Here is a 25,554-nt window from a genome sequence, read left to right on the forward strand (position 1 = left end):
AAGGCCGCGCCGCGCGGCGCGCCTCAGCATCCCCGTCGCGAGGGACAGCGCCCTAACGGGGGGCAACGCCCCGGCGCGCCGTTCAACGGCCAGAAGCGGCGCGCGAATGGCGGCGGCGGCCGCCAACAGGCGAGCCGTCCGCACGGATAAGTCTATAGTCATGGCCGCTTCGAATCGGAGGCGGCCATGATCTACGATCTCCTCATTGTCGGCGGCGGGATCAACGGCTGCGCCATCGCGCGCGACGCCGCCGGACGCGGATTATCCGTCAGGCTCGTGGAGCAGGGCGATCTCGCGCAAGGCACGTCCTCCGCCTCGACCAAGCTGATCCACGGCGGTCTGCGCTATCTCGAACTTTACCAATTCCGCCTTGTGCATGAGGCGCTCGCCGAGCGCGAATTGCTGCTCGCGGCGGCGCCCCACATCATCTGGCCATTAAAATTCGTGCTGCCCTATGAGAAGGGACTGCGGCCGGTCTGGATGCTGCGGCTCGGACTCTTTCTTTACGACCATCTCGCGCGGCGCAAACGGCTCGAGGGCTCGCATATGGCGAACCTCAAAGGCGATGCGCTGGGCGCGCCGCTGCGGGACGCCTATTCCGTCGGCTTCACTTACGCCGATTGCTGGGTCGACGACGCCCGGCTCGTCGTTCTCAACGCGATGGACTCGGCCGAGCGCGGCGCGACGATCAGCGTCGGCGCGCGTCTTGCGCATGCCGAGCGGCGTGGCGAGCATTGGCGCGCGGCGCTCGCGGATGGCGAGACGATTCAAACGCGCGCGCTGGTCAACGCCGCGGGGCCCTGGGTGTCGCAGGTGATCGAAGACGCGCTGCATATCGCTTCGCGCAAGCATGTGAGATTGGTGAAGGGCTCGCATCTCGTCTTGCGCAAGCTCTATGACGGGCCGCAGGCTTATATTCTGCAAAATCCCGACGGCCGCATCGTCTTCGCCATTCCCTATGAGCAGGGCTTCACGCTGATCGGCACAACCGACGTTGCTTACGACGGCGCGCCTGGACCTGTCGCGATCAGCGAGGAGGAGACGGATTATCTCCTCGCTTCGCTCAATCATTTTCTGCGCCGGCCGGCGACGCGGGGCGACATCATCTGGAGCTACGCCGGCCTGCGGCCGCTTTATGATGATGGTTCGCTGAAAGCTTCAGTCGTGACGCGCGACTACGCCTTCGATCTCGACGCGCCGGAGGGCGCGGCGCCGTCGCTCTCGATTTTCGGCGGCAAGATCACGACGGCGCGCCGTCTCGCCGAACATGCGCTCGACGAACTCGCGCGTTTTCTTCCGGCGCATGGCGCGGCGTGGACGGCGGGCGCTGTTTTTCCCGGCGGCGATATGGGCGAAAGTTTTTCGGGCTTTCTCGCGGCGCTCAAGCGCGAGAAGCCGTTTCTGGGCGACGAACTGGCTCTGCGGCTCGCGCGCGCCTATGGAATGCGGGTCTTCGATATAGTGAAAGACGCGCGGACGCTCGGCGATCTTGGCCGCGACTTCGGCTGCGGCTTGAGCGAGGCGGAGGTCGCCTATCTTCGCGAGAAGGAATGGGCGCGCGCGGCCGACGATATTCTTTGGCGCCGCTCGAAGCTTGGACTTCATATGAGCGCCGCGCAGCAAGAGGCGCTGCGCGAGTTCATCGGCGCCTGACGGTTTCTCGCGCGTCATGGCCGCGCTTGTCGCGGCCATCCACGAAATTATTCCGCAACATCCTGGCGTGGATGGCCGGCGCAAGGCCGGCCATGACGCAATGGGATGGTCGTCGCGCGACCCCTGCGGAGCGGAGCAATCACTATTCCCCGAGCGCCGCCTGCGCCTCATTCACCGAGCCGGCGCCTTCGCACACGCTTCTCGCGAGACCGGGCGCGGCGACCGCGACATTGTCGATGAAGAAGCGCGCGAGCGCGGCGTAGCGCGCGGCCTTGGCGTCGCCTTCGGCGCTTGCGCGCCGCGCGCCTTTCATGAGCAGCGTCGCGCCGCGCGCGAGCGCGAAGAGGCGCAGATAGGGCGTCGCGCCGGCAAGCGCCGCGGCGGGTTCGGCGCGGATGAGATAATCGCTCGCCAGCGCCAGCGCCTCGACAGCGTCGCCAAGCGCCGCTTGCGAAGAATCGGCCTCGCGCGCGATGGCGCGCATGTCCTCCATCTCGCGCTTCAAGGCCGCGCCGTCCGTCGCGCGGAGCTTGCGCGTCACGAGGTCGATCGCTTGAATGCCGTTCGTGCCTTCATAGATCGCGCAGATTCGCGCATCGCGCAGGAGTTGGGCCACGCCGGTCTCCTCGATATAGCCCATGCCGCCGAAAACCTGCACGGCGAGCGAGGTCGCTTCATTGGCGATATCGGATGAAAAGGCCTTGGCGACGGGCGTGAGCAGGCCCGCGCGCTCCTGCGCCGCGCCGTCGCCGTCGCGCTTCGCGCGGTCGATCGCCGCCGCGGTCTCAAAGCAAATGGCGCGCGCGGCGGCCGTAAAGCTCGCCATTGTGAGCAGCATGCGCGCGACGTCGGGATGCTCGACGATCGCGCTCGTCTCGCCGGCGCCCGGCGCGCGTCCCTGCTTGCGCTCGCGCGCATAGGCGAGCGCCGCCTGCGTCGCGCGCTCGGCGAGCGCCACGCCCTGCAGGCCCACGGCGAGACGGGCGTTGTTCATCATGGTGAACATGCAGGCGAGGCCTTTATTCTCTTCGCCGACGAGATAAGCGACGGCGCCGCCCTCATCCCCATAGATCATGGTGCAGGTGGGCGAACCATGGATTCCGAGCTTATGTTCGATGCCGCCGCAGCGCAGGTCGTTGCGCCGCGTGAAGGCGCCTGTTTCGTCGGGAAGGAATTTGGGAGCGAGAAAAAGCGAAATGCCGCGCGTGCCGGCGGGCGCGTCGGGAAGACGCGCAAGGGCGAGATGCAGGATGTTGGGCGCGAGGTCGTGCTCGCCATAAGTGATGAAAATCTTCTGGCCGAAAAGACGATAGGATCCGTCGGCGGCGCGTTCGGCGCGCATGCGCATGAGCCCGAGGTCGGAGCCAGCGCCGGGCTCCGTCAGATTCATCGTGGCGGTCCATTCGCCGCTGACGATCTTGTGCAGATAGGCTTCCTTCAGTTCCTCGCTCGCATGCGCCTCGATCGCCTCGATCGCGCCATGGCCGAGCAGCGGGCACAGCGCGAAAGCCATATTGGCGGCGTTCCAGATTTCCGTGCAGCCGGCGTTGAGCAGCGCGGGGAGATCAGGACCGCCGTAATCCTGGGCGGCGGCGATGGCGTTCCAGCCGCCTTCCTTCCATTGCGCATAGGCTTCGCGCCAGCCGGGCGGCGTCGTCACGGCACCATTGGCGTAGGCCGCGCCGACGCTGTCGCCGATCTTGTCGAGCGGCAGTAGAGATCCTTCGGCGAATTTCGCGGCTTCGGTCAGCGTCTGCTCGGCGACGCCCTCGGCGAGGTCGGCATATATCCCGCCCGGCTTGATCGCGCCGTCGCCCGCCGCGAGGCGAAGCGCGAAGAGAATGTCGTCGAGCGGCGCGCGATAAGTCATTCCGTTTTCCCCGATGCGATTCGCAGGCGGGAATTTAGCAAGCCGCGGCTTGCGCCGGGCGATGGGACCGCTAAAATCCCCGCCTAATCCGTTCAGTCCGTCCGAGGGCCTATGCCGCTTTACGCCTATCGCTGCAATGATTGCGCGCATGAATTCGAGACTCTGTCGCGTTTCGACGAAACGCCCGCCTGTCCGGGTTGCGGCGGCGCCCATGTCGAGCGCCAATTGTCGCTGATCGCCCGGCCGGCTCCCGGCGGCGAGACGGCGGAAAGCTGCGGCGCCATGTCGGGCGGGACGCCCTGTGCGAGCTGTCCGGCGCTTGCGGGCCAGATGTGACCTCGGCGGCCGCCCTTTTAGGCGCGCGCCGCATCGTCATTCCCGCCAACGGGCTTGAATTCGAGGCGTTTGAAGCCGGCGAAGGCGGCCGGCTGGCCTTGCTGCTGCATGGCTTTCCCCAGCACGCCGTCATGTGGCGTCATCTTATGGCTCCGCTGGCCGCCGCCGGCTATCGCGTCCTCGCGGTCAATCAGCGCGGCTATGGCGGGACGAGCCGTCCGAAGGAGAGAGAAGCCTATTCGCTCGACGCGCTCGCGGGCGATGTGGCGGCGCTGATCGACGCCGTTAATCCGACTTCCGTCGCGCTCATCGGCCATGACTGGGGCGGCTTGATCGCCTGGGTCATCGCGATTCGCAAGCTTGCGCGGCTCGACCGCCTCGTCGCGCTCAATATTCCCCATCCCCTGTGCTATCGCCGCGCGCTGGAGCAGGAATGGCGGCAAAAGTTCAAATCCGCCTATGCGGGTTTTTTCCAGCTTCCCTTTCTGCCCGACTGGCTGCTTTCGGCCGGGGGCGGGGCAGGCGCCGCCTGGCTGATGCGCCGCGCCGCCGGCCGCGCCGAGGTTTTTTCCGAGGAGATAATGGCGATTTACCGCGCCAACGCCGCCGCGCCCGGCGCCGCGACGGCCATGCTCAACTGGTATCGCGCCGCCGGCCGCGACATTCTCGCCGCCGAGAATCTCGACGCAACGATCGAGACGCCGACGCTAGTCATCTGGGGCGCGGACGACGTCGCCCTCGGCGAATCCTGCCTGAAGGGCGCTGAACGCTATGCGGGCAATCTGCGCATCGAGCTTTTGCCCGGCGTCTCGCATTGGACGCCCGAGGACGCGCCGGCTCGGGTCAATGAGCTCATTTTGCGCTTTCTGTGAACGGCTCGTGGCGAAAGCCGGCAAAAAGGCGCGGCCAGGCGCTATCAGCAGTTGACTTGGGGCGCAGGCGTGAGAATCTCTCCCGAGGTCCCGGGCCTCGCGCCCGGCGGTCGTTGTCGCGCGCCTTTTTGCGTCCCCCGACCGATTTTTGGCCATGAGAAGGAGATGATCCATTCGCCGTCCAATGAAGAGCATTGCGGCCCCCCAGAAGGAAGGGCCGCGCATCAATCGGGAAATTCGCGCGCGAGAAGTGCAGCTAATCGATTCCGAAGGGAAAAATCACGGCGTCGTCCAATTGCCGGACGCGCTGGCTCTGGCCGAAGGGGCGGGGCTCGATCTCGTGGAGATCGCGCCTAATTCTACGCCGCCGGTCTGCAAAATACTCGATTACGGGCGTTTCCGCTTCGCCGAGCAAAAGAAGGCGGCCGAAGCGCGCAAAAAGCAGAAAATCGTCGAGGTCAAGGAAATCAAGCTTCGGCCCGGCATCGACGAACATGATTACGACGTGAAGATGAAAGCGGTGCGCCGTTTTTTCGAGGAGGGCGACAAGGTCAAGGTCACCTTGCGCTTCCGCGGCCGCGAAATCGCTCACCAGGACATCGGCTATCGACTGCTGTCGCGCGTCAAGGCGGAGACGGCGACCATGGCCAAGGTCGAACTCGAACCGTCCATGGAAGGACGGCAGATGGTGATGGTGCTGGCGCCGCGCTAAAAGGGGGCGCGCCGGGCCGAGGGCTTGGCAGGGAGATGAATGTCGCCATGTCGGGATCTCGGTCATGCGTTCTGGCTTTGCGTCGCGCCGACGTTCTCATAGGCGTGTGGCTGGGCGTGTGGTTGGGGGCGTGGCTGATTGCGGCGGGCGCCGCGCCCGCGCTGGCCCAGCTCGTACTGCCCGGCGCTGTGGCGCCGACGCCGGAAGGGACGGTCGCCACGGGCCAAAAGAAGAAAAGCGTCGGCGGCGAGATGGGCGCGGCGGCGGGGCCGGCGATCATGCCGAAGGCGCCCACCGAAGACACGATCATCGGCAAGACGCTGAAGCGCGACGGCGAAAACGGCGCGATCGAATTTTCGCGCAACGGGTCCGAATTGCAGGTCGCGAAACTGACGCTCGCGGGCGACAATCTGAAGCGCTCGGGCGAAGCCTGCCGAGTGGAGGCGCCCGGCGCGCCGCTGAAGCTGACGCCGCGCGACAGCGACACAGGGCTTCGCCGCTACCAGATCAGCTTTCCCGCTTGCGCCTTCACCTTCGATATTCTGGACGGCGCCATTATCGTCACCAATGAAGGCAAGGTCTGCGAGTTCAAGGAAGCGGGCTGCCGCGTCGATCCCGAGGGCCTCTGGGGCATGGGCGCCGACGAATTCGATCCCAAGAAGAGCGAGGAAATGCTCGGCGCGCGCGCGCGCGTCGAAAAAGCGGTGCGCGGCAATTTTCGCGAGCTTTACGAGCGCCTCAAGAAGGAAAAAGCGGAAAAGGCGATCCGCAATTTCATCGTGAAGGAGCAGGCGGGATTCTCCTCCTGGCGCGAGGAAATATGCCGTTCCTACGCGCGGGAGTCGGATTTCGGCTATTGCGCGCTGCGTCTCACCGAAGCGCGCGCCATCGCGCTCGGCGCCCAGCTCGCGAAGGGCGTCAAACTGCCGGCGGGCGTCGCCGAAGAAGCTGCGGCCGAGGAGAAGGCGAAAGACGCGAAGAAATAAAGGGCGCGCCGCGCGGGATCACCGTCGTTGTGCGAGCCAAATAGTGTGACGGCCGCAGGTCGGATCCTCGACCATATGCGCTACGACCTCGAAACCGTTGGCGCGCAGCAGCGCTTCATATTCGTCGCGCGCAAGACTTGCATGATAGAGCAACTCGCCTGCAAATTCGCCGATCGCCTCGCCATGCGCGGGTCCGCTCGTGAACATCAGCGCGGCGCCCGGCGCGGCGTGAGCGCGAAAGATCGGAAACATCCGGCGCTGATCGTCGAACCCAAGGTGAAAGAAACTGTCCCAGGCGATGATGCCGTCGAAGCGGCGCTCCAGCGAGAGCTCGCGCATATCGGCGACGCGCCAGTCGCTTTGAGGAAAGCTCTCCCGGCATAGCGCGATCATTTCCGGCGCCGAATCGACCCCCGTCGCCTCGCATCCTTTTTCGATCAGATAGCGGGCGATGGGCTTGCCCGAACCGCAGCCGAGATCGAGCACGTTTGGGCGCGGCGGCAGCAATTCTTTGAATCGGTCGAGCCACTCGGCTTCAACCAGCCGGTCGCCTCGGCGCTGCGCCCATATATGGGCATGGCGCCGATAAAGCCCGATGATGCGCTCGGCTCCCTTCGTCATGAATTCGCTCTTCGCCGAAAGGCTTCAGGCGACTCTATCCCTTCCGCATCAGCATGCCGCGCGCCGGATCGTAAGCGAAGACCGCCGCGATGAGAAAGACGCTCGTATAGGCGCAGACGATCGCGAGCGAGACCCACTCGATCTTTTCATAAAAAGCGAAGCGGATCAGCTCCACGGCATGGGTGAAGGGATTGACGGCGCAGACATAATAGAGCCAGGGACTCGACTCCTTCACGCGCCAGAGCGGATAGAGCGCCGACGAAGCGAAGAACATCGGAAAGATGACGAAATTCATCACGCCGGCGAAATTCTCGAGCTGCTTGATGAGCGAAGAGAGCAGCATGCCGAGCGCGCCGAGCATCAGGCCGGCGAGGGCGAGCGCGGGCAAGACGGTCAGATAGCCCCATGTCGTCGGCGGCTCGATCTCCCAAAAATAAGCGATCAGCAGAAAAGCGTAGACCTGCAGGATCGAGACGGCGACGCCGGCGAAAAGCTTGGCGCCGAGGAGAAACCAGCGCGGAAAAGGCGAGACCAGCAGTATGCGCATATTGCCCATCTCGCGGTCGTAGACCATGGAGAGCGACGACTGCATGCCGTTGAAGAGCTGGATCATCGCCATGAGGCCCGGCGCGATATAGACTTCGTAGAGCACATAGGTCTCGTAAGGCGGGATGATCGAAACGCCCAGCACCTGACGAAATCCCGCCGCGAAGATGAAGAGCCAGACGAGCGGGCGTACCAGCGCCGAGATGAAACGCTCGCGCTGATGCAGGAAGCGCAGGCCCTCGCGCCAGACGACGCCCCAGAGGCAGACGGCGTATTGACGCAATGTGAAGCCATCCGGCGCGGTCGCGTCGCTCATGCCGAAAGCTTCTCCTCGCCGGCGCCGGTCAGGCGCGCGAAAGCCTCGCCGATGTTCTTTGCGCGTTGCGCCGCGACAATGTCGGCGGCGCGTCCCGTCGCCAGCACCTTGCCCTGATGCAGGATGACGACCTGATTATCGTCTTCGATCTCGTCGATGAGATGAGTCGCCCATAGCACGCCGAGATTCTCATTGCGCGCCAGATCGCGAACGAGCGCGAGAATGTCGGCGCGCGCCTTGATGTCGAGCCCGACCGTCGGCTCGTCGAGGAGCAGGAGGCGGGGCCCATGCAGCAACGCGCGGGCGATCTCGACGCGGCGCATCTGCCCGCCGGAGAGGGCGCGCGCTTTGTCGTCGGCGCGCTCCAAAAGGCCGGCGCGCTCTAGCGCGGCGCGCCCGAGGCGGCGCGCTTCCAGCGGGCCGATCCCATGCAGCGCCGCGTGATAGACGAGGTTCTGCATCAGGCTGAGCTCCAGATCGAGCGTGCGCGCCTGAAATACGACGCCCAGCCGGCGCAGCGCCGCGCCCGGCGCGCGCATGACATTACGGCCAAAGACGTCGATTTCTCCCTGACGCGCCGCGTAAAGGCGCGTGATAAGCGAGAAGAGCGTGCTCTTGCCAGCGCCGTTGAGGCCAAGAAGCACGGCGAAGCTTCCCGGCGCGACGGAGAAGCTCACATCGTCAAGCGCCTTACGCGATCCGTAAGAGTGGCTGAGGCCTGAAATCGCGAGCGCTTGCGTCATTGCGGCGCGACCACGACGCCCCAGGGAAAGGCGCCGACGGGAATGGATTTCAGCACCTTGAGGCTCGCGACATCGATCACCGAAACATCGTTCGAGACGCCATTGGCGGCGAGCAGATATTTTTCGTCTGGCGTAAAAGCGAGGTGCCAGACGCGCTGGCCGACGAGCAGATATTTCTCGATCTTCTTCGTCTCGGCGTCGATGACCGCGATACGATTGGCCGGCCCCAGCGCCACGAAGGCGCGTTTTCCGTCGCGCGTAATCGCCATGCCGACCGGCTGGATGGCCTCCTTCGACATGGCCGGGACCTCGAAGCTGATCTTCTGCTTCAATTCGCGCTTCTGCGGATCGATGACGGCGACCGTGCCGCCGACTTCCGAAGAGACCCAGAGTTCGGAGCCGTCCTTCTTGAATTCGGCGAAGCGCGGCCGCGCGTCGACGAGAATATTGGCGACGATCTCTTTCGTTCCAGTGTCGATGAGATGCGCCATATTCGTCGTCTCCGACGTATTGACGAGCAGCTTGCCATCGGGACTGATCGCCATGCCCTCGGGCTCGACGCCGACGGGAATATCGCCGATCTGCTCCTTGCGCTTCACGTCGATGAGCGTGACGAGATTGTCGTTCTCGTTGGAGACATAAATGATGTCGCCGTTCGGGCTCAGCGCCAAAAGCTCGGGGTCGGGGCCGGAGGGAAGTTTGCCGATGATCTTCAACGTCTTCGTGTCGAGCACCTGAATGGCGTCGTCGTCGCCGGCGCAGATGTAGAGTTCCGATCCGTCCTTGTTGAGTTCGATGCCGCGCGGGCGCCGACCGACTTTCACCGTCGCGATCGCTTCGAGTTTTTCCGTGTCGATGACGGTGATCGAATTGCCCTTCTCATTGCTGACATAGGCCTTGTAGGCGTGGGCGGGCGTCAAGGAGAGCGTCGCGTAGAGGAAAGCAGACACAGCCATGCTGATCGCGTAAGGCGCGTCATGCCCGCGCCTGTCGCGGGCATCCACATCGTTGAAACTCACGCGTGGATGGCCGGGACAAGCCCGGCCATGACGGCGGAAACGCGAGCGAATCGGAAGAGCGTTCATCATTTCAACCTGCATTTCGTTTCCGGCCGGTCGACGCCAAGCGTGTCGAGCTCCGTCGCCTGATGGAGAAAGCCTTCCTGCGGCGAGACGGAGACGACCATGCGTCCGTCGGAGAGGAGGATCGGCTGGCGCAATTGCTGGTTCCACGGGCGCAGCGTAAGCGCCACGCCCTTGAAGGCGGCGATGGAGAAATCCTTGCCGAGCATATAGCGGCGCAGCGTTTCCGCGTCATTGGAGGCGGCGCGCGTCGCGGCTTCGCCGATCATCCGCATCGCGAGCCAGGCGCCATTGTCGCGTGCGTTCATCGGGCGGCGGAAAGCCTGGATGAAGCGGTTCTGCAATTGATGCGCCCCCCATTGCTCATGCGCGGCGTCCCAGCTTGTCGGCCTCAATCCGCCGGATCCGCCAACCGGCCGCGGGTCCCAGGTGCGATAGGGAAGATAGCCGCCAAAAACCTCGCTTTCGTCCGCCGCGATCAGCGCGTCATAGGCGGGCGCGTTCTGGGTGAAGAGCGGCATCTGGCGTTGCGTCTGCACCGAGCCTGAATCGCTGCGCCGGCCGCCGTCCGTATCTTCATAAACGCGCTCTTCGACGATTTTCGCGCCGAATTTCCTCGCGCTGTTGCGGAAAGCCTGCGCCAGCAATTCGTCCTTTGGGTGCGAACCCTTGATCAAGAGCCAGCGGCGCCATTGCTTCCAGACGAGATATTGCGCCAGCCCATCGGCGAGCATCGAGCGCGTCGGCACGACATGAAGGACATTGGCGCGGCAGTCTTCTTCGCGAAGCCGGTCGTCCGCAGCGGAAATATTGAAGAGCAGCGCGCCCTTCGCCCTGGCGCGATCGGCGACCGCAAGCAAACGCTCGGGCGCAAGATCGGCGATGATGAGGAGCGCGCCTTTCTCGGCGAGCGCGTCGAGCGCGGCGCCCGCGTCGTCGCCGTCTTCGAGCTTCGCATCAATCGCTTCGAAGGATTGATTGGTGAATTTGCCGGTGGTGTTATTGTCGGCGGCCCCGAGCAGCGCGCCCGCGAGCGCGTCGTCCGCCGCAGGAATGTCGAGTATCGAAAGCGTCTCGCGCGAATGCGCCTCGCGCAGCACGCCGACCTTCACATTGAGCGTTTCGGCCGCGACGGGCAAAGCGGCGAGCGCGAAACAAAAGGCGGCGATGAGGCTTTTCATGCCGCCTAAATGGCGGCTTTGGCGCGCGGGATCAAGTCGCCGCCCCGCGCGCCGGCGGCTTTCACTGCGTCGCGCGGAGCAGCGCTTTGCCCTTCTTGGATTTGATTTCTTTCTCGTCGAGCGTCCCGTCATTGTCAGGATCGGCTTCTTTGAACAGGCCGGTGACATAGACCAGATATTCGTCCTTGGAGAGCGTGCCGCTCTTGTCGGGATCGGCCGCGGCGAAATCCTTCTTCGAAATATGTTTGCCGACTTCCTTCTGGTCGAGCGTGCCGTCGCTGTCCGTTTCGAGAACCACAAACAGCGCCTCCGCGGACTTGTTGATCTCGTTGAGATCGACCGTCCCGTCGTTATCCTTATCGAGCGTGGCGATGGGCGAGGCCTGCTTGGCCAGCGCGGGAGCGGCCGGAGCCGCGATCAGGCATGCCGCCGCGAGCCCGCCGAGAAGAAACAGCTTATTCATATCAGCCTCCTAGGTCAGCCGGGAAAAATCTCCCGAATCATAGGAGGCAATTGGCGAAATATCCAGAGGTTCGCCGGCGACAAAAAGGCGGCCCTGCGGGACTGCCCGTTTGTCGAAAGGCCATATGACGAGAGCGTCGCTTAAAAGAGGTTCGACCCCCAATTGAAGTGATAGTTGACGCCCGCGCGAACGATGACGCCGTCGAAGACGACCTTTGTCACAGGGGCGTTGGCCCAGAGGAGGCCGCCCGGCGCGATGCGGTTGGCGCTCGACGCGCCTCTGGCGCAGGCGCCCGCCGAGGTATTTGTCGCTTGGCTCGAACATGTGGTCGCAAGCGGGGACGACATGAGATCGATGCTGCCGAGATTGTAATAAAGGCCTTCCGCCTTGGCGCTCCAATTGTCGGCGAACATCCATTCGACGCCGCCGCCCGCCGCCCAGCCGGCTTTGAAACCGGAATAGGAGGCTCCGCCAATCGCAGCGGGATTGGCGTAGTTCCACGCCAGCACGCCCAACTCGTTTTGGCGCTGGATGCTGGATGTGTTGAAGTGCATGGCGGATGCGTAGACGTCGCCATAAGCGAGACCGCCCGTGCCATACGCAAGAAGCGCGTCGGTGACCGCATAGCCGAGCCTGCCGCGGAAGGTGCCCATCCAGCGGTTTCCCGCGGAGATAACGCCGCCGCCGACGGATTGGCGGGTCAGCACGAGGCTCTCCAGTTCGTCGTCCTCTTCCTTGTCGATATATCCCGCATTTTCGACGAAGGCGCCGCTATAGGAGCCTTTGCCGCGGAAAAGCGTCCCCTGAAAATCCGCTTCGAGGCCGAGCACGACATTGGATTCGTCCTGATAGTTCCAGCCGACCTGGCCGCCGCCGATAAAGCCATTGCGGCTGACGTTGGCGTATCCGGAATTCGCTCCCGCGGCCGCGCCTGGCAGGAACAAGCTCCACCAGGTGGCGTTGTCGTCGGCCGGCTCCTCGGCGAGGATCTTCTCGTTCCAGAGCCCGGCGAAACGGTCGCCGAACCCGTTGGGGCTCACGCGGGCGCCGGTCTTTCCGCCCCAGCCGTAACCGGCGTTAAGGCCGGCATAGACGCCCGCCCATTTGCGCGGAGCCGGCGCATCGGCTGGTTGTCGCGCCGGCTCGTCGGACGCCAAAGCCATCCAACCGCTCTGCTCAGCGCCGAAATTCCATTTCATGCCGGCGTAAAAGGCCGTCGGCGGCCCGACCGAGACCATCTTTGGATTGTAGAAATTCGCAAAGTTGATGGCGTTGGTTTCGAAAAACGTGCCGAAGTTGCGCGACCGCGTATTCGTCACATTCTCGATGAGCGCATAGAGCTGCAGATAGGGCGTGAGATCATAGGAGGAGCGCAGATTCAGAAGGCCGTAAGGCGACAGCGTGCCGAACTGATTGGCCCAGTCGCCCGCGAGATAGGGACCGCTGGCGTAGATGAAGTCGCCGCCAACCTTCCACTTCGGCGTCATGGCGTAATCGACGCCTGTCTTGAAGCGGTGGCGCGCGATCGACGGCAGCGTGGCGCCTGGATTGACCAGAACGCCCGTCGATCCAACCGCCATGACCGCGGGGTTGTTCGGCGAGCCGAGAATGTTTTGCGAATTAAAGTAGGCGTCGGTCAGCGTGTAATTCACATAGGCCGACATGCGCTCGTCGGCGTAGCGCATGGAAAATTCCGCGCCCTGACGCACCGTGTTGCCGGCGTTGGTGAAGTAGCCGCGGCCGACGATCTGGCTTGGAATGCTCAGAATGTCGTCGAAGACGTTGGTGCGGAATATTCCGGCCGACCACTGAACCGTTCCGGGGAAGCGGCCGAGCGCGTCGGGGAGGGCTTCGGCGGGCCTGAAGCCGCCGCGCAGGCCCATGTCAATCGTATTCGACGTCACCTGCTTCAACGGCGGATCGGCCACCAGAAAGGCGTCGATCACGCAAGGACGGTTCGGGTCCGAGCAGCCGAGCTCCAGAGGCGTCGGCGCGCGGTTTGCGACTGAATAGCTGGCGAAAGCGGCGATTTGCGGCGTGATCTTGTAGGTCAGGCCGCCCATGGGATTGATGTGATCGAAGATATGGGTCGAGTTCAGCGCCGTGCCCATATTGTCGTACATCTGGACGCTGGCGCGGTTGAAGCGCAAGCCGCCAGTGACGGTGAGCTTGTCGGTCAGATCGAGCGCGTCCAGCGCATAGGCGCCGAGATAATAGTTCGAGACATTGAGGCTGACTGGCGCGATGCCGGCGGCCGGCTCGTTGGTAAAGTAGTTGATGCCGGTGACCGTGTAATCGGTGTTGATGATTCCGAGTTCCTGATTGGCCTTGAAGCCGGTGTATCCGTGTTCGAGGTTGACGCCGATGGTGAACTTGTTCGGGAAGCCGAGAATCCTGTCCGTGTTGTTGAGCTGCCCGGTGAAGCCGACGGTATTGATCTTCGTCCAGGTGCGGTCGATGGCGCCGAGCGCTGGACCCAGGACGAACTCATTTCCCGTATTGAAAAAATTCGGCACGCCTGTGGGTTGGTCGTCGCCCGTCGTGCAAAAGTCCTGTCCGCCCTCGCATTCGAACTCGGTCGTATTGCCGTCGACGCGCGCCTGATTATAGCCGCGATAATGAATGTCGCCGAGCAGCTTTGTCGTCGGGCTGAGGTCAAACTGTCCGTTGAGGTCGAACATCATGACCTGATTTTTGTAAGTCTGCGGTGTCGTGTAGGTGGAGCTCTTGTCCCCCGCGACCAGCTCCACAGGCGCCGGGCCCGAGGCGCCGAAATGGTTCGAGCCGAGCGTCGCATTGGCGTGAATCTCGGCGCTCTCCGCGCGATAGCCGATGTCGCCGTAGAAGCGCTTGATCTGCGAGCCGGAAAAATAGCGATAGCCGGAATCGCCCGCCGCCTCGCCGGCTGCGTACATGGCGAAGTCGCCGATGCGGCGCCCATATTGGAACGCGCCCTGGCGGCGATTGAACGAGCCGCCGCGGATATCGAGTTCCGAGCCCTGCCAGGTGAAGCCGTTCTTCATGTCGAGAACGATGGCGCCGCCAATGGCGTTCAGGCCGTAGAGCGGGTTGCCGGTCTCGATCGCGACGCGGTCGATGGCGACGCTCGGGATCAGGTCCCAATTGACGGTGTCGCCCCACATTTCGTTGATGCGGACGCCGTTTTGGAACACGGCGAGGCCCTGCGGCACGCCGGCGTAAGGCGAAGCGACGAAGCCGCGATAATCGACCTCGGGAAAAGAAGGGTTGCCGCCGACGTCGTTGATCAGCACGCCCGGCGCCGTGCGTTGCAGCGCCTCGCCGAGGTCAAATTTGCGGGTGTTGGCGATTTCCTTGCTGTCGACGATGTGAACGGAGGCGGGCACCTCATAGGTCACGAGCGGCGAAACGAAAGGAGCGGGAGCGGAGTGCGCGACACCGGGCGCGGAGGGCGGCGCTCCGGCGACCGGGGGCGCGTGGCGAGGGGAAGAGCGTAGAGGCGTGGCGCCCACTTCGATCGTCGGCAATTGCTGTTGCGCGCGGGCCTCGCCGGCGGCGAGCGCGGCCCCGAGCGCGATAAGCGAGATATGTTTGGCGTAAGTCATGTGGCTTCCGAACCGGCGAATAGTCGAGTCGAAGTTTTATAAACCCGCGGGAGAGGCGTTGAAGCGGATGGATGCGCTTATCGGGCAATATTTCCCGGCTGTGGCCCATGCGCTACACTTCTGAAAAATAACGCAAAAAGTCGGATGTTGTCCCGCAGTCATCGGGAATATTTCCCGACATCGACGCCTAGTCTTGAGCTCTTCTGGGAGCAATTGGCAGGGACGCCGTGAGGCGCGCGCCGCCGCCCGTCTCATTGGCCAGCATCAATGTTCCGCCAAGCGCGCTGACGCGTTCGCTCATGCCGCGCAGGCCAAGCCCGCCGCCGCCTTCGGGGATTGCGGCGGGCGGAAAGCCCAGGCCCTTTCCATTGTCGCGCACGTCGATGCGCAAGACGTCCTTCACGCGTTCGGCGACGACCTCGACGCGATCTGCGTCCGAATGGCGAAAGGCGTTGGCCAGTCCTTCCTGGACGATGCGATAGGCGGTGAGCGCCGTTTCTTCCTTCACCTCGCCCGCGGCGCCGTCGAGCGAGAGGGAAATCGCGACGCGCGGATTTGTTTCGCGCCAGCCCTGCGCCAGGGCCTCAAGCGCGTCGGCGAGTCCCATTTCTTCGAGCGCCGCCGGGCGCAACCGGCCGAGGATGCGCCGGTTGACCTCCTGCAAGGCGGCGAGCTGGGCGTCGATGCGCGCGCAATCCTCGGCAAGTCGCGCCGGATCGACGCCGGGACTCGCGGCCTTTCGCGCCAAGGCGCCGACGCCCGCGCGCACCGTGAAGAGAAAAGGGCCGATCTCGTCATGCAGATCGCGGGCGATGTCGCGGCGTTCCTCGTCCTGCACATGGATCATGCGCTGCACGAGCCGATGGTTTTCGTCGTCGAGCCGCTGCAGCGTCGCCGCGAGAGCGTTGATGCGCTCGGCGATGACGACGAATTCCGGCGAGCCGCCGCCCGGCGCGCGGATGGAATGGTCGCCCCGCTCGAGACGCCGCAGCCCTTCCGCCAGCGTCGCGACGGGCTCCAGCGTCCGTGAGACGGCGAAAGAGACGAGCGCGAAAGCGGCGAGGGCGATCGCCGCGCCCCCGATCGCGAGCCCGACGATCTCCTGCCAAATCTCGGCGATCTCGTCGGCGGGATTGACGGCGATGTCGATCGCGCCGCGCGGGGTCTCGATCCGCGTGACGGCGGCCTTGGGCAGCGTCAGCGCAGAAAACCATCGCGGCGCGCGATTGTCCTGGCTTTGCGGCGTCGCCTCCTCGCCTTCGAGCGTGACCGCGACATGGCGCAGCCGCCGGGCGTCGGCCAGAAGCCGCCCGATTTCCGCTTGCGGATCGGGGGCGGTTTCAAGCCGCTTCAGCGTCGCTTCGACGAGGTCGCGCGCAAGTCGCGTGGCGCCGTCGGCCTCCGCCCGCACGCGCGCGCCGGCGTGGAGAACGAGCAGGCCGACGCCAAGCGCGAGGCCCAGCGCCAGCACGGCGCCGAGCAGCAGCGACAGCCGCATGCGCAGCGAAAGACGTCGAAACATCGGGCTTTCTCTCAAAGAGCGGGCGACTTTACGAAAGCCCGCGAAGCGGTCAATGTTTTCGCGTTCTCACAATCGCGGGGCGCTCTCGTCCCGAAGGAAGCGGAAATCAATCTCCCGAAGCGTCGGGGTTCTCGGAGCGAAAATCGAATATGCGCGTTCTCATCGTCGACGACCATCCCATCATCGTCTCCGGCTGCGCGGCCATGCTCGCGAGCGAAGGCGATATCGAGGTCGTCGACGCGCGCGACGCGGAAACGGGCCTCGCCGCCTTTATCGCGCATCGCCCAGACGTGATGGTCGTCGACATCGGCCTGCCGGGGGTCTCTGGCTTCGAATTGACGCGCCGCATTCTTGAGCGCGATCCGCTCGCGCGCATCGTCGTCTTCAGCATGAATGACGATCCGATCTTCGCCGCGCGCGCGATCCAGATCGGCGCCAAGGGCTATGTGACGAAGAACGACGACCCCTATCTCCTGCTCACGGCGGTGCGCGAAGTCGGGGCGGGCGGCGTGTTTCTCATGCCCAAAATCGCCAATCGCCTCGCTTTCGAGAAGAACGGCGCCGCCGCCAGCCCGCTCGCGGCGCTCACCGCGCGCGAATTGGAGATTTTGCGGATGCTCGGCCGCGGGCTCGGCATGGCGGAGATCGCCGAGGCGACCCAGGTCTCCTATAAAACGATCGCCAATTCCTGCTCGATCATGAAGCGCAAGCTCGGCGCCCGCACGCCGATGGAGCTGATGCGCATCGCGCTGGAGCAGAAGCTGACGTGAGGGTTAATTCGGCGCGTCGGGATATGGCTCGAGGGCGGAATAATTCGCCGGGACGGGCCCGGTGAGCGACCCGAGAAAGGCGACGATCTCCGCCGCATCCTTATCGGATATGTCCGCGCCAAGCTGCGTCTTGCCCATGATCTTCACGGCCTTGGTCAGATCGTCGATCGAGCCGTCATGGAAATAGGGCGCGGTCTTCGCGACATTGCGTAAGCTCGGAACCTTGAAGATATAGAGGTCCGAATCGCTCTTCGTGACGTCGGCCCGGCCCTTGTCGGGCGTCGCGACGCCGGTCTCCTTCCAATAATCGACGACGAGGCCGAATTTCTGAAAGGAGTCGCCGCCGACGCCTGCGCCCTCGTGGCAGCCGGCGCAGCCAAGATCAATGAAGGTGCGCAGGCCCGCCTGCTGTTCCTTTGAGAGCGCCGCCGCGTCCCCTGCGAGAAAAGCGTCGAATTTCGACGGCGTCAGCAGCGTGCGCTCAAAGGCGCCGATGGCGAGCGCCCAATTCTTCGAATTGATCGGATCCTTCTCGCCGGGGAAAGCCTTGGCGAAGGCGCCCGCATAAGCGGGAACGGCTTTCAGCTTGCCCATGGGCGTCGCGAAATCGGGATTGCCGAAGCTCGCCGGTCCGAGCAGCGACTTTTCCGCCTGATCTTCGAGCGACTCGCGCTCGCCGCGCCAGTGCTGCTTGACGTTCAGCAGGGCGTTGAAGATCGTCGGCGCGTTGCGCGGATTTTCCTTGCCGAAGACGCCGATCGCCTTGGGCAGGCCGTCGCTCGCCTGTTTGTCCGGCAAATGGCAATGCGAGCAGCTCACATTGCCGTCCATCGAGACGCGGTTCTCGAAAAAGAGGCGGCGGCCGAGTTCAACGCGCGCCGCGGCTACGGGGTCTTTTGCAGGCTGCGCGACGGAGATCGGCTTGAAAATTTGCTTCGCGTCGTCGAGGAGCTTTTTCGACTGGGCGTCCTGCGCTTTGGCGGGAGGCGCCCCAGAGGAAAAAGCGACAAGGCATGAAAATATGCCGAGGCGGAGCAAAACCCCGAGGAATGACGCGCGCATGCCGCTCTTCCTTGCGCATAACCGGCGCGGCGACAGTCGCCGCGAAAAGCCGTCAGATACAAATCGAGCCGGCGTTCCGAAAGAGTCGCGCGCCTAACGCTTCGCTCTTCCCACCGGCTCGACTCGAGAAATTTGCGGGTCTGGCCGCGCAGGCGGCGACCACGCCGAGTTTTAGATCTCGGCGGACTCGTAGCTCGTGACTTCCATGCCGACGCACACTTCGACAATTACGGGAGTCGTCCAGGCCATTGCATTCCTCCGTCTGGGTTTTTTGTAGGGCTGCATCCTGCTTATAAGCGACCTTGCGGCGCCGGCAGGTTTGAGCTCGGCGAAGCATTTAACACGACAGGCGCCTCTTCGCAAATAGGTTGGGCCGCGACATGAGGCAAGATTTGCCTATGAAATGTGCGACGATAAAGAAGCGCTGGAGCGTCTCGACAGGCGGCCGAACCGCTGCTAGAGCGAGGTCGTTATTGACGAAAACGCCGCGCGCTTCCGTCAATGACGTGAATCTCGTTCTAATTAAGGAGTTAGAGCCGGATTCGCGTTCGCGATGGAGACGCCGCGCGCTTCCATCTCAAACGATCCTGCTCTATGCGTGGGCGACGGGCGGGGCGCCGACTGAAATCAAGTAGGCGTTAAAAAACAAAAAGATATAGCCCGCCGCGCCGATCGCGAAAAGACGCGGGCGGCGAATATTTGAAGCGGGGGAGGAATGGGAACGGCGACGCTCGACGGCAAGCCGATTGCGCTTGAGGAAGCCTATCGACAAGCCGCTAAAATTCTCGGCGGCGCCCGATTTCCGCTCGTCGCGGGGCTTGGCGCCGACATCGCCGGCGCGCGCGCCGCGATCCTTCTGGCGGAGCGGCTGCGCGGCGCCTTCGACCATCTCGCGTCGCGCGATTCGCTCGGCGATCTCGACGTGAAGCGCTCCTTCGGCATGTTCACCACGACGCCGAACGAGGCGCGGCTGCGGTCCGATTGCGTCGTGCTGATCGGCGCGGGTCTGACGCAGGCCTGGCCGGGGATGCTGGAGCGGCTCGCCCTCGGGGAAGCGCCCTGTCGCGGCGCTCAGGCCGGCGGGCCGCGCAAGGTCGTCTGGCTCGGGCCGAGCGAGGCGGAGGCGGGGGCGATCGCAAACGCCAAGATTATCTCAGCGTCGGCGCAGGAAATTTCCGGCGTTCTCGCCGTATGGCGCGCCCGCCTTGGCGGGCGGCCCGTCGCGCTCGACGCGGAAAAGATCGCGCTCGTCGACAGCCTCGTCGAGACCTTGAAAGCCGCGCATTTCGGCGTCTTCGTCTGGTCCGCGTCGGCGCTCGATGCGCTAGCGATCGAGATGCTGCAAAATCTCGCGACCGATCTCAACGCTACGACGCGATTCACCGGCATACATATTGGCGGGCGCAGCGGCGCGGCGGGCGTGACCCAGACGGCCGGCTGGCTCACGGGCTTTCCGCCGCGCACGGGCTTCGGCCGCGGCTATCCCGAGCATGATCCCTGGCGCTTCGAGGCTTCGCGCCTCATCGAGAGCGGCGAGGCAGACGCCGCCTTGTGGATTTCCGCCTTCGATGGCGAGCTCCCGGCATGGTCGCGAAGCGATATTCCGCTCGTCACCCTCGCGCCGGCGGAAGCGGCGCCGGCGCGCGGCCTCTATATCGAAGTCGGCCAGCCGGGCGTCACCCATGACGCCGTGCTGATGGCGCAGGAGACGGGCGGCGCGACGCTGCGCCGGGCGAGCGCGCCCTCTGGCGCGCCGAGCGTCGCCGATGTCATCAACGCCATCGGCGCGGAAATTTCTGGTTCTTCGGAGGGCATATGGCGCTGACAGTTTTGCGCGGCGGCCATGTCGTCGATCCCGCGACGCAGCGGGACGCGATCGGCGACGTCTGGTTCGAGGACGGCCGCATCGTCGCGCCGCCGAGCGGGCGCAGCCCGGACGAGGAGATCGACGTTTCCGGCCATATCGTCATGGCCGGGGCGATCGACATTCATTCCCATATCGCCGGCGGCAATGTGAATACGGCGCGGCTGCTGCTTCCGGAGCTGCATCGCGCCATTCGCGCGCGGCTCGCCGGCACGCCGCTCTCCACCGCCAAATGGTCGACCTTCGAGACCGGCCGGCTTTATGCGCAGATGGGCTTCACCACCGTCGTCGAGCCGGCGATGGCGCCGCATCACGCTTTGCAGACGCATCTCGAATTCAACGATACGCCGATCATCGACAAGGGCGCGCTCACCGTGCTCGGCAATGACGACTTCTTGCTCGCCATGCTGCGCGACGGCGAGAAGGAAAACGCGATCAACGATTACGTCGCGCAGACGGTCGAGAATACGCGTTCGCTGGGCTTAAAATGCATTAATCCCGGCGGCGTCGAGGCTTTCAAGGAGAATATGCGCGCCTTCGGCCTCGACGATGTCGTGCCTTTTTACGGCCTCACCTCGCGCCAGATTTTCCAGGCGCTGCAGAAGGCGACGCAGGCGGTGGGCATCGTCCATCCGCTGCATCTGCATATGAATAATCTCGGCCTCGCCGGAAACATCGAGACGGCGCTCGAGACGATCGACGCGGCGCAGGGCCTGCCGCTGCATCTCGCCCATGTGCAGTTCTACGCCTATGGCAAGGAGGGCAAGAACGGCTTCTCTTCCGCCGGCGCGCGTTTCGCCGAGAAGGTCAACGCCAACAAGAATGTGAGCGTCGACGTCGGCCAGGTGATGTTCTCCGATACGGTGACGATCTCTTCCGACGTCTTGAAGCAGTTCAACAGCCTGCCGGGCGCGATCCCCAAGAAGGGCGCGATCTTCGACGGCGACGCCAATGGCGGCGGCATCGTGCCCTACGTCTATAAGGTCTCGAACTATTACAACGCCATTCAATGGGCGGCGGGGCTGGAGCTGTTCCTGCTCATCAATAATCCCGAGCAGGTGTTCTTCACCACCGACCATCCCAATGGCGGGCCGTTCACGACCTATCCCGAACTGTTTGCGCTGCTGATGAGCAAGGAGTTGCGGGCGGAGCATATTGCGCGTCTGCCGGCGGAAGTGCTGGAGCATACGATCCTGCCCTCGATCACGCGCGAATATACCTTCTATGAAATCGCGCAGATGAGCCGCTCTGGCGCGGCGAAGCTGTTCGGCTTCACCGACCGCGGCCAACTCGGGCCGGGCGCCGTCGCCGACATCGCCGTCTATAAGCGCGGCCGCGACGTGGCCGGGATGTTCCGTCGCGCGGCCCTCGTTTACAAGGACGGCGAACGCATCGTGCGCGACGGCGAGGTTTCGCATTACACGCGCGGCAAGACGTTGCATATCAAGCCGCGCTATGACGAGAAAATCGTCAAACGCCTCGATTCCTATTACGAAGAGCTTTACGGCCTGCCACGCACGATTTTCGACGTGCCAGACGCCGCGCTGCCGAATACGGACGCCTTCGCGGAGGTCGCATGTCGGGTCTAGTTCGTAACGGCGTACGTATCGACGACAGTTTCGCCGAAGCCTTTCCGATGGCCTCCACCGGGCTGATCGTCACGGCGCCGACGCGCAAATGGGCCAATCAGGCGGCGGCGACCGTGACGGGCTACGCCACCTCCGTGATTGGCTGCGACTGCGAGGCCGGGGTCGACGCCGAGCTTTCCGAAGAGGAGACGCCGGACGGCCGGCCGGGGGTGCGCCTGCTCTTCTTCGCCTTCTCGGCGAAGAGCGCGGAGAAGGCGCTCGTCAATCGCGTCGGCCAGTGCATTCTCACTTGCCCCGGCACGGCGCTTTATTCCGCTTTCGACGGCGACCTCAAGATCAAGGTCGGCGACGCCATGCGCCAGTTCGGCGACAAATGGCAGATGTCGAAGGTCGTGGACGGGCGGCGCTTCTGGCGCGTGCCGGTGATGGACGGCGAATTCTTCGTCGAGAGTCAGGTGGGCGTCATCAAGAAATCCGTCGGCGGCGGCAATCTTCTGGTGATGGGCGCCGATTGGCACAAAACCATGATCGCCACCGAGGCCGCCGTGAACGCCATCCATGGAGTCAAGGACGCGATCATGCCGTTTCCCGGCGGCATCGTGCGGTCGGGCTCGAAGGTCGGCTCGCAATATAAGGGCATGAGCGCCTCGACCAACGACGCCTATTGCCCGACGCTGCGCGGCGTCACCAAAAGCGCGCTCGACGAGGACATCGGCTGCGTGCTGGAGATCGTCATCGACGGCCTCACCGACGGCGCCGTGCGCGAGGCGATGCGCGCGGGGCTGAAAGCCATTATCGATCTCGGGCCGGAGGAAGGCGCGAAGCGCGTCGGCGCCGGCAATTACGGCGGCAAGCTCGGACCGTTTCATTATCACCTGAAGGAATTGGCGCCGTGACCGGGCTCACTTTCACGCTTCGCAACGAGCCGCCGCAACGCGTCGATCTCTCGGCGCTGACGCCCGACCGCCTCGCCGGCAAGTCGGCCGCCGAGATCGAGGCGATCGACATCGGCACGACCCGTTCTACGATCAAGGTCGGCGACGTATTCAAGGTCGAAACGGGCGACGTGAAGACGACGCGCTATGAGGGCGGCTCGTCGCGCTTCGATCTCATTGGCGCGAAACTGCTGCCGGGTTTCTCAATCCATGTCGAAGGGGCGGTCGGCGCGCAGCTCGGGCGCCTCGCCAAGGGCGGCAGGATCACGGTGACGGGAAGCGCCGGCCCCTATGTCGCCTCCGGCAATCTCGGCGCCGAGATTGAGATCAAGGGCGACGCCGGCGACTTCCTTGCCGGGCCGCTCGCGGGCGAACTCGCCGGCATGGCGGGCGGGCGCGTCATCGTGCGCGGCGCCGCCGGCGCGCGCGCCGGCGATCGCCTGCGCCGCGGCATTATCGTCATCGAAGGCGACGCCGGCGAAGACCTCGGCGCGCGCCTCATCGCGGGCACGATCTTCGTCCTGGGCAAGACGGGAGGCCGCATCGGCTATCTCAACAAGCGCGGCTCGATCGTGCTCAGCAAAGGCCAATGCTTCGGCCCGACCTATCTCGACTGCGGCGCGCATGATTTGACCTTCGCCAGACTTTTCGCGCGCAGCCTCAAGGCGGACAGCCCCGCCGCCGCTGAGCTGCTGTCGCATAAGCTTCGCCGTTATGGCGGGGATACGGCGGTCTATGGCAAAGGCGAGATATTGACGCCGGTCTGATCGGCATTACCCTTGCTTAATTTCCGTCGCCGCGCGAATGCGGCGATCGGGCGAGGGTACGTCGATGCATTTCGTCCAACTCATCCTGACCGTGTGCACGCTGGCGCAGCCGGCGGCGTGCGACGAGCGCAAGCTTATTTTTGAATCGGCCACCGGCTCCACGCGAAACTGCATGATGCAGGCGCTGCCCTATATCGCGCAGTGGTCCGGCGAACACCCCAATCTGACGGTGACGCGCTGGCGCTGCGCGGAGCCCGGCGCCGAGGGCGATAAAATCTAAAGGCAGGTTCCGAGAAAGTTGACAGACTTTTTCGATGAGAACCTGCTCCAACATTTTGATCTTGAGCGATTCCTTATCGATCAAATGATTCCATGTGATCGGGAAGCGCTCTAGGCGTCTTTGCAAGTCGGGGCGCGCCTCTCATATCTTCCGTAAGATCGAGAGGGCGCCGGCCGATGCGCGCAGTAGAGCTTTCCCTGCCCGACGCTTTCGCGGCCCCCTATGCGCCGCCTGACGAAGCTTTCGCCGCCCGCTTCTTTGCAGCGCGGCCTGACGCGGCGACTCGGGAGGCCGTCACGGCGACCGCCGCCGCGCTTGTCCGCGCCATGCGCGATCGGCACGACATGCTCGGCGGCGTCGAGGATTTTCTGCATGAATTCTCGCTCTCTTCGCGCGAAGGGCTCGCGGTGATGGCTCTGGCGGAATCGCTCCTGCGCGTGCGAGACGACGCCACCGCCGACCAATTGATCGCCGACAAGCTCGCGGCCGGCGATTTCTCCCATCACGAAGCCTCGAGCGAGGCGCTGCTCGTGCAGGCCTGCGCCTTCGCGCTCGGCCTTTCGGCGCGCCTCGTCGACGCCGCGGAGCCGCGCGGCCTCGTCGCCGATCTCGCACGCCGCCTCGGCCTCCCGGCGCTGCGCGGCGCGGCGAAACAGGCGATGCGGCTGATGGGCGCGCATTTCGTCTTTGGCGAAACGATCGAAGCGGCGATCGCGCGGGCGCAAGACCATCGCGAACGCTTTTCCTATGACATGCTCGGCGAGGGCGCCCGGACGGCGAAGGACGCCGCGCGCTATTTCGACGCCTACGCCCATGCGATCCGCGTCATCGGCGCTAACGCCGACGGACGTCTGCCGGCGCGGCCGGGAATCTCCGTCAAGCTTTCCGCGCTCCATCCGCGCTATGAGGCGATCTCGCGCGATCGCGTGCTGGGCGAATTGCCGGCGCGCGCGCTGGAGCTGGCGCGGCTCGCCAAGGCGCGCGATCTCGCCTTCACCATAGACGCGGAGGAGGCGGATCGTCTCGAACTCTCGCTCGACGTGATCGCCCGCGTCGCGGCCGATTCCTCGCTTGCCGGCTGGGACGGCTTCGGCCTTGCCGTGCAGGCCTATCAGAAGCGCGCGGCCGCTGTGATCGACTATGTCGCTGCGCTCGCCGAGGCGCTTGATCGGCGCTTCATGCTGCGGCTCGTGAAAGGCGCCTATTGGGACAGCGAGATCAAGCGCGCGCAGGAACGCGGCCTTGCCGATTATCCCGTCTTCACGCGCAAGGCGATGACAGATCTCAATTACGATGCCTGCGCCGCGCAATTGCTCGAGAATTCGCGTCTCTATCCGCAATTCGCGACGCATAACGCCCGCAGCGTCGCGACCGTGCTGGCGCTGGCGGGCAAGCGCCGCGATTTCGAATTCCAGCGGCTGCATGGCATGGGCGAGGCGCTTTACGAGGCGCTCGCCGCGCGCAGCGACGCGCCCCAGCGCATCTACGCGCCCGTCGGCCCGCATCGCGATCTGCTCGGCTATCTCGTACGGCGCCTCATCGAGAATGGCGCGAACTCTTCTTTCGTCGCGCGCGCCGCCGATCCCGAGACGCCCGAGGGCGTACTGATCGCCCACCCTCACGAGACGCTTGGTTCGTCCCAAAACGCGCGTCACCCGCGCCTGCCGTTTCCGGCCGAGATTTATCTGCCGTTGCGCGCCAATTCGAAAGGCGTCGAATTCGGCGACCGGACGGCGCTTGCGGCGCTGATCGGCGAGGCGCGCGCGCCGGCGACGCCGCCTGAGGCGCGCCCGAGCGTCG

23 protein-coding genes are annotated in these 25,554 nt (G+C 64.5%); 12 read left to right on the forward strand and 11 right to left on the reverse strand.

The window, feature by feature from the left end:
- Positions 1 to 186 precede the first annotated feature (186 nt).
- Positions 187 to 1,653 (forward strand): glycerol-3-phosphate dehydrogenase, encoded by a 1,467-nt coding sequence (gene glpD / locus V3H18_RS13535; RefSeq protein ID WP_332082602.1) that lies wholly within the window; start codon positions 187 to 189, stop codon positions 1,651 to 1,653.
- 142 nt (positions 1,654 to 1,795) lie between these two features.
- Here the strand turns inward: glpD and V3H18_RS13540 are convergent, their stop codons facing one another.
- A complete protein-coding gene (locus tag V3H18_RS13540; protein WP_332082603.1) occupies positions 1,796 to 3,523 on the reverse strand; it encodes an acyl-CoA dehydrogenase family protein in 1,728 nt (575 codons plus the stop codon).
- A 111-nt stretch (positions 3,524 to 3,634) separates the two neighbouring features.
- Between V3H18_RS13540 and V3H18_RS13545 the strand changes: the two genes are divergently transcribed.
- From V3H18_RS13545 to V3H18_RS13560, 4 genes are all read left to right on the forward strand, one after another.
- Positions 3,635 to 3,859 carry an FmdB family zinc ribbon protein gene (locus V3H18_RS13545; protein WP_332082604.1) on the forward strand — a complete coding sequence of 75 codons (225 nt, stop codon included), beginning with the start codon at positions 3,635 to 3,637 and terminating at the stop codon, positions 3,857 to 3,859.
- Entirely contained in the window at positions 3,856 to 4,731 is an 876-nt protein-coding gene (locus tag V3H18_RS13550; protein WP_332082605.1) for an alpha/beta fold hydrolase, read from the forward strand. Before V3H18_RS13545 ends, V3H18_RS13550 begins: the two co-directional genes overlap by 4 nt.
- Before the next feature lie 184 nt (positions 4,732 to 4,915).
- Positions 4,916 to 5,443, forward strand: coding sequence for a translation initiation factor IF-3 (gene infC / locus V3H18_RS13555; protein ID WP_332082606.1), 528 nt, complete (start codon positions 4,916 to 4,918; stop codon positions 5,441 to 5,443).
- A gap of 47 nt (positions 5,444 to 5,490) precedes the next feature.
- Positions 5,491 to 6,429 carry a hypothetical protein gene (locus V3H18_RS13560; RefSeq protein WP_332082607.1) on the forward strand — a complete coding sequence of 313 codons (939 nt, stop codon included), beginning with the start codon at positions 5,491 to 5,493 and terminating at the stop codon, positions 6,427 to 6,429.
- A gap of 18 nt (positions 6,430 to 6,447) precedes the next feature.
- On the opposite strand, the gene V3H18_RS13565 is transcribed toward V3H18_RS13560, so the two are convergent.
- The 8 genes from V3H18_RS13565 to V3H18_RS13600 all read right to left on the reverse strand — a co-directional run bounded on the left by V3H18_RS13565 (position 6,448) and on the right by V3H18_RS13600 (position 16,487).
- Positions 6,448 to 7,050, reverse strand: a complete 603-nt coding sequence (locus V3H18_RS13565) for a class I SAM-dependent DNA methyltransferase (RefSeq protein ID WP_332082608.1) — start codon at positions 7,048 to 7,050, stop codon at positions 6,448 to 6,450.
- Between the two features lie 34 nt (positions 7,051 to 7,084).
- Entirely contained in the window at positions 7,085 to 7,912 is an 828-nt protein-coding gene (locus tag V3H18_RS13570) for an ABC transporter permease (protein ID WP_332082609.1), read from the reverse strand.
- The gene (locus tag V3H18_RS13575; protein ID WP_332082610.1) at positions 7,909 to 8,655 is read right to left on the reverse strand and encodes an ATP-binding cassette domain-containing protein; all 747 of its coding nucleotides are present in this window, start codon (positions 8,653 to 8,655) and stop codon (positions 7,909 to 7,911) included. Before V3H18_RS13575 ends, V3H18_RS13570 begins: the two co-directional genes overlap by 4 nt.
- Positions 8,652 to 9,611, reverse strand: coding sequence for a YVTN family beta-propeller repeat protein (locus V3H18_RS13580; protein ID WP_332082611.1), 960 nt, complete (start codon positions 9,609 to 9,611; stop codon positions 8,652 to 8,654). The genes V3H18_RS13575 and V3H18_RS13580 overlap by 4 nt, the downstream gene beginning before the upstream one ends.
- A gap of 128 nt (positions 9,612 to 9,739) precedes the next feature.
- Positions 9,740 to 10,918: an ABC transporter substrate-binding protein gene (locus V3H18_RS13585; RefSeq protein ID WP_332082612.1), complete on the reverse strand. Its 1,179-nt coding sequence runs from the start codon at positions 10,916 to 10,918 to the stop codon at positions 9,740 to 9,742.
- Positions 10,919 to 10,979: 61 nt separating this feature from the next.
- A complete protein-coding gene (locus V3H18_RS13590) occupies positions 10,980 to 11,381 on the reverse strand; it encodes an EF-hand domain-containing protein (RefSeq protein ID WP_332082613.1) in 402 nt (133 codons plus the stop codon).
- A 140-nt stretch (positions 11,382 to 11,521) separates the two neighbouring features.
- A complete protein-coding gene (locus tag V3H18_RS13595; RefSeq protein WP_332082614.1) occupies positions 11,522 to 14,965 on the reverse strand; it encodes a TonB-dependent receptor domain-containing protein in 3,444 nt (1,147 codons plus the stop codon).
- Positions 14,966 to 15,152: 187 nt separating this feature from the next.
- A complete protein-coding gene (locus V3H18_RS13600) occupies positions 15,153 to 16,487 on the reverse strand; it encodes an ATP-binding protein (protein WP_332082615.1) in 1,335 nt (444 codons plus the stop codon).
- Positions 16,488 to 16,636: 149 nt separating this feature from the next.
- Here V3H18_RS13600 and V3H18_RS13605 point away from each other — a divergent pair, with 149 nt between their 5' ends.
- Positions 16,637 to 17,257 (forward strand): response regulator transcription factor, encoded by a 621-nt coding sequence (locus tag V3H18_RS13605; RefSeq protein ID WP_332082616.1) that lies wholly within the window; start codon positions 16,637 to 16,639, stop codon positions 17,255 to 17,257.
- A gap of 3 nt (positions 17,258 to 17,260) precedes the next feature.
- On the opposite strand, the gene V3H18_RS13610 is transcribed toward V3H18_RS13605, so the two are convergent.
- Together V3H18_RS13610 and pqqA are read right to left on the reverse strand one after the other, a co-directional pair.
- Positions 17,261 to 18,319, reverse strand: coding sequence for a cytochrome-c peroxidase (locus V3H18_RS13610; protein ID WP_332082617.1), 1,059 nt, complete (start codon positions 18,317 to 18,319; stop codon positions 17,261 to 17,263).
- Positions 18,320 to 18,490: 171 nt separating this feature from the next.
- A complete protein-coding gene (gene pqqA, locus V3H18_RS16690; RefSeq protein ID WP_408631789.1) occupies positions 18,491 to 18,604 on the reverse strand; it encodes a pyrroloquinoline quinone precursor peptide PqqA in 114 nt (37 codons plus the stop codon).
- A gap of 430 nt (positions 18,605 to 19,034) precedes the next feature.
- Here pqqA and V3H18_RS13615 point away from each other — a divergent pair, with 430 nt between their 5' ends.
- The 6 genes from V3H18_RS13615 to V3H18_RS13640 form a co-directional block, all read left to right on the forward strand.
- Positions 19,035 to 20,144: a formylmethanofuran dehydrogenase gene (locus V3H18_RS13615; protein ID WP_332082618.1), complete on the forward strand. Its 1,110-nt coding sequence runs from the start codon at positions 19,035 to 19,037 to the stop codon at positions 20,142 to 20,144.
- Complete coding sequence (locus V3H18_RS13620; RefSeq protein WP_332082619.1) at positions 20,135 to 21,772, forward strand: formylmethanofuran dehydrogenase subunit A; 1,638 nt, start codon at positions 20,135 to 20,137, stop codon at positions 21,770 to 21,772. Before V3H18_RS13615 ends, V3H18_RS13620 begins: the two co-directional genes overlap by 10 nt.
- Positions 21,760 to 22,668, forward strand: a complete 909-nt coding sequence (gene fhcD, locus V3H18_RS13625; protein ID WP_332082620.1) for a formylmethanofuran--tetrahydromethanopterin N-formyltransferase — start codon at positions 21,760 to 21,762, stop codon at positions 22,666 to 22,668. Before V3H18_RS13620 ends, fhcD begins: the two co-directional genes overlap by 13 nt.
- Complete coding sequence (locus V3H18_RS13630; protein ID WP_332082621.1) at positions 22,665 to 23,474, forward strand: formylmethanofuran dehydrogenase subunit C; 810 nt, start codon at positions 22,665 to 22,667, stop codon at positions 23,472 to 23,474. The genes fhcD and V3H18_RS13630 overlap by 4 nt, the downstream gene beginning before the upstream one ends.
- 64 nt (positions 23,475 to 23,538) lie before the next feature.
- Positions 23,539 to 23,754 (forward strand): hypothetical protein, encoded by a 216-nt coding sequence (locus tag V3H18_RS13635; protein WP_332082622.1) that lies wholly within the window; start codon positions 23,539 to 23,541, stop codon positions 23,752 to 23,754.
- 176 nt (positions 23,755 to 23,930) lie between these two features.
- Positions 23,931 to 25,554: proline dehydrogenase family protein (locus V3H18_RS13640; protein WP_332082623.1), on the forward strand; the 1,624-nt coding region annotated here is incomplete at its 3' end.

Origin of the sequence: Methylocystis borbori (assembly GCF_036576025.1) — a bacterium.
Classification (GTDB): domain Bacteria; phylum Pseudomonadota; class Alphaproteobacteria; order Rhizobiales; family Beijerinckiaceae; genus Methylocystis; species Methylocystis borbori.

What these genes read in the sequence shown, in the direction of transcription:
- V3H18_RS13540 (WP_332082603.1), bottom strand. Translation starts at nt 3,523, where the DNA reads ATGACTTATCGCGCGCCGCTCGACGACATTCTCTTCGCGCTTCGCCTC.
- V3H18_RS13585 (WP_332082612.1), bottom strand. Translation starts at nt 10,918, where the DNA reads ATGAAAAGCCTCATCGCCGCCTTTTGTTTCGCGCTCGCCGCTTTGCCC.
- V3H18_RS13560 (WP_332082607.1), top strand. Translation starts at nt 5,491, where the DNA reads ATGTCGGGATCTCGGTCATGCGTTCTGGCTTTGCGTCGCGCCGACGTT.
- V3H18_RS13615 (WP_332082618.1), top strand. Translation starts at nt 19,035, where the DNA reads ATGGGAACGGCGACGCTCGACGGCAAGCCGATTGCGCTTGAGGAAGCC.
- fhcD (WP_332082620.1), top strand. Translation starts at nt 21,760, where the DNA reads ATGTCGGGTCTAGTTCGTAACGGCGTACGTATCGACGACAGTTTCGCC.
- glpD (WP_332082602.1), top strand. Translation starts at nt 187, where the DNA reads ATGATCTACGATCTCCTCATTGTCGGCGGCGGGATCAACGGCTGCGCC.
- pqqA (WP_408631789.1), bottom strand. Translation starts at nt 18,604, where the DNA reads ATGCAGCCCTACAAAAAACCCAGACGGAGGAATGCAATGGCCTGGACG.
- V3H18_RS13575 (WP_332082610.1), bottom strand. Translation starts at nt 8,655, where the DNA reads ATGACGCAAGCGCTCGCGATTTCAGGCCTCAGCCACTCTTACGGATCG.
- V3H18_RS13620 (WP_332082619.1), top strand. Translation starts at nt 20,135, where the DNA reads ATGGCGCTGACAGTTTTGCGCGGCGGCCATGTCGTCGATCCCGCGACG.
- V3H18_RS13580 (WP_332082611.1), bottom strand. Translation starts at nt 9,611, where the DNA reads ATGGCTGTGTCTGCTTTCCTCTACGCGACGCTCTCCTTGACGCCCGCC.
- infC (WP_332082606.1), top strand. Translation starts at nt 4,916, where the DNA reads ATGAAGAGCATTGCGGCCCCCCAGAAGGAAGGGCCGCGCATCAATCGG.
- V3H18_RS13605 (WP_332082616.1), top strand. Translation starts at nt 16,637, where the DNA reads ATGCGCGTTCTCATCGTCGACGACCATCCCATCATCGTCTCCGGCTGC.
- V3H18_RS13590 (WP_332082613.1), bottom strand. Translation starts at nt 11,381, where the DNA reads ATGAATAAGCTGTTTCTTCTCGGCGGGCTCGCGGCGGCATGCCTGATC.
- V3H18_RS13595 (WP_332082614.1), bottom strand. Translation starts at nt 14,965, where the DNA reads ATGACTTACGCCAAACATATCTCGCTTATCGCGCTCGGGGCCGCGCTC.
- V3H18_RS13600 (WP_332082615.1), bottom strand. Translation starts at nt 16,487, where the DNA reads ATGTTTCGACGTCTTTCGCTGCGCATGCGGCTGTCGCTGCTGCTCGGC.
- V3H18_RS13635 (WP_332082622.1), top strand. Translation starts at nt 23,539, where the DNA reads ATGCATTTCGTCCAACTCATCCTGACCGTGTGCACGCTGGCGCAGCCG.
- V3H18_RS13545 (WP_332082604.1), top strand. Translation starts at nt 3,635, where the DNA reads ATGCCGCTTTACGCCTATCGCTGCAATGATTGCGCGCATGAATTCGAG.
- V3H18_RS13610 (WP_332082617.1), bottom strand. Translation starts at nt 18,319, where the DNA reads ATGCGCGCGTCATTCCTCGGGGTTTTGCTCCGCCTCGGCATATTTTCA.
- V3H18_RS13565 (WP_332082608.1), bottom strand. Translation starts at nt 7,050, where the DNA reads ATGACGAAGGGAGCCGAGCGCATCATCGGGCTTTATCGGCGCCATGCC.
- V3H18_RS13570 (WP_332082609.1), bottom strand. Translation starts at nt 7,912, where the DNA reads ATGAGCGACGCGACCGCGCCGGATGGCTTCACATTGCGTCAATACGCC.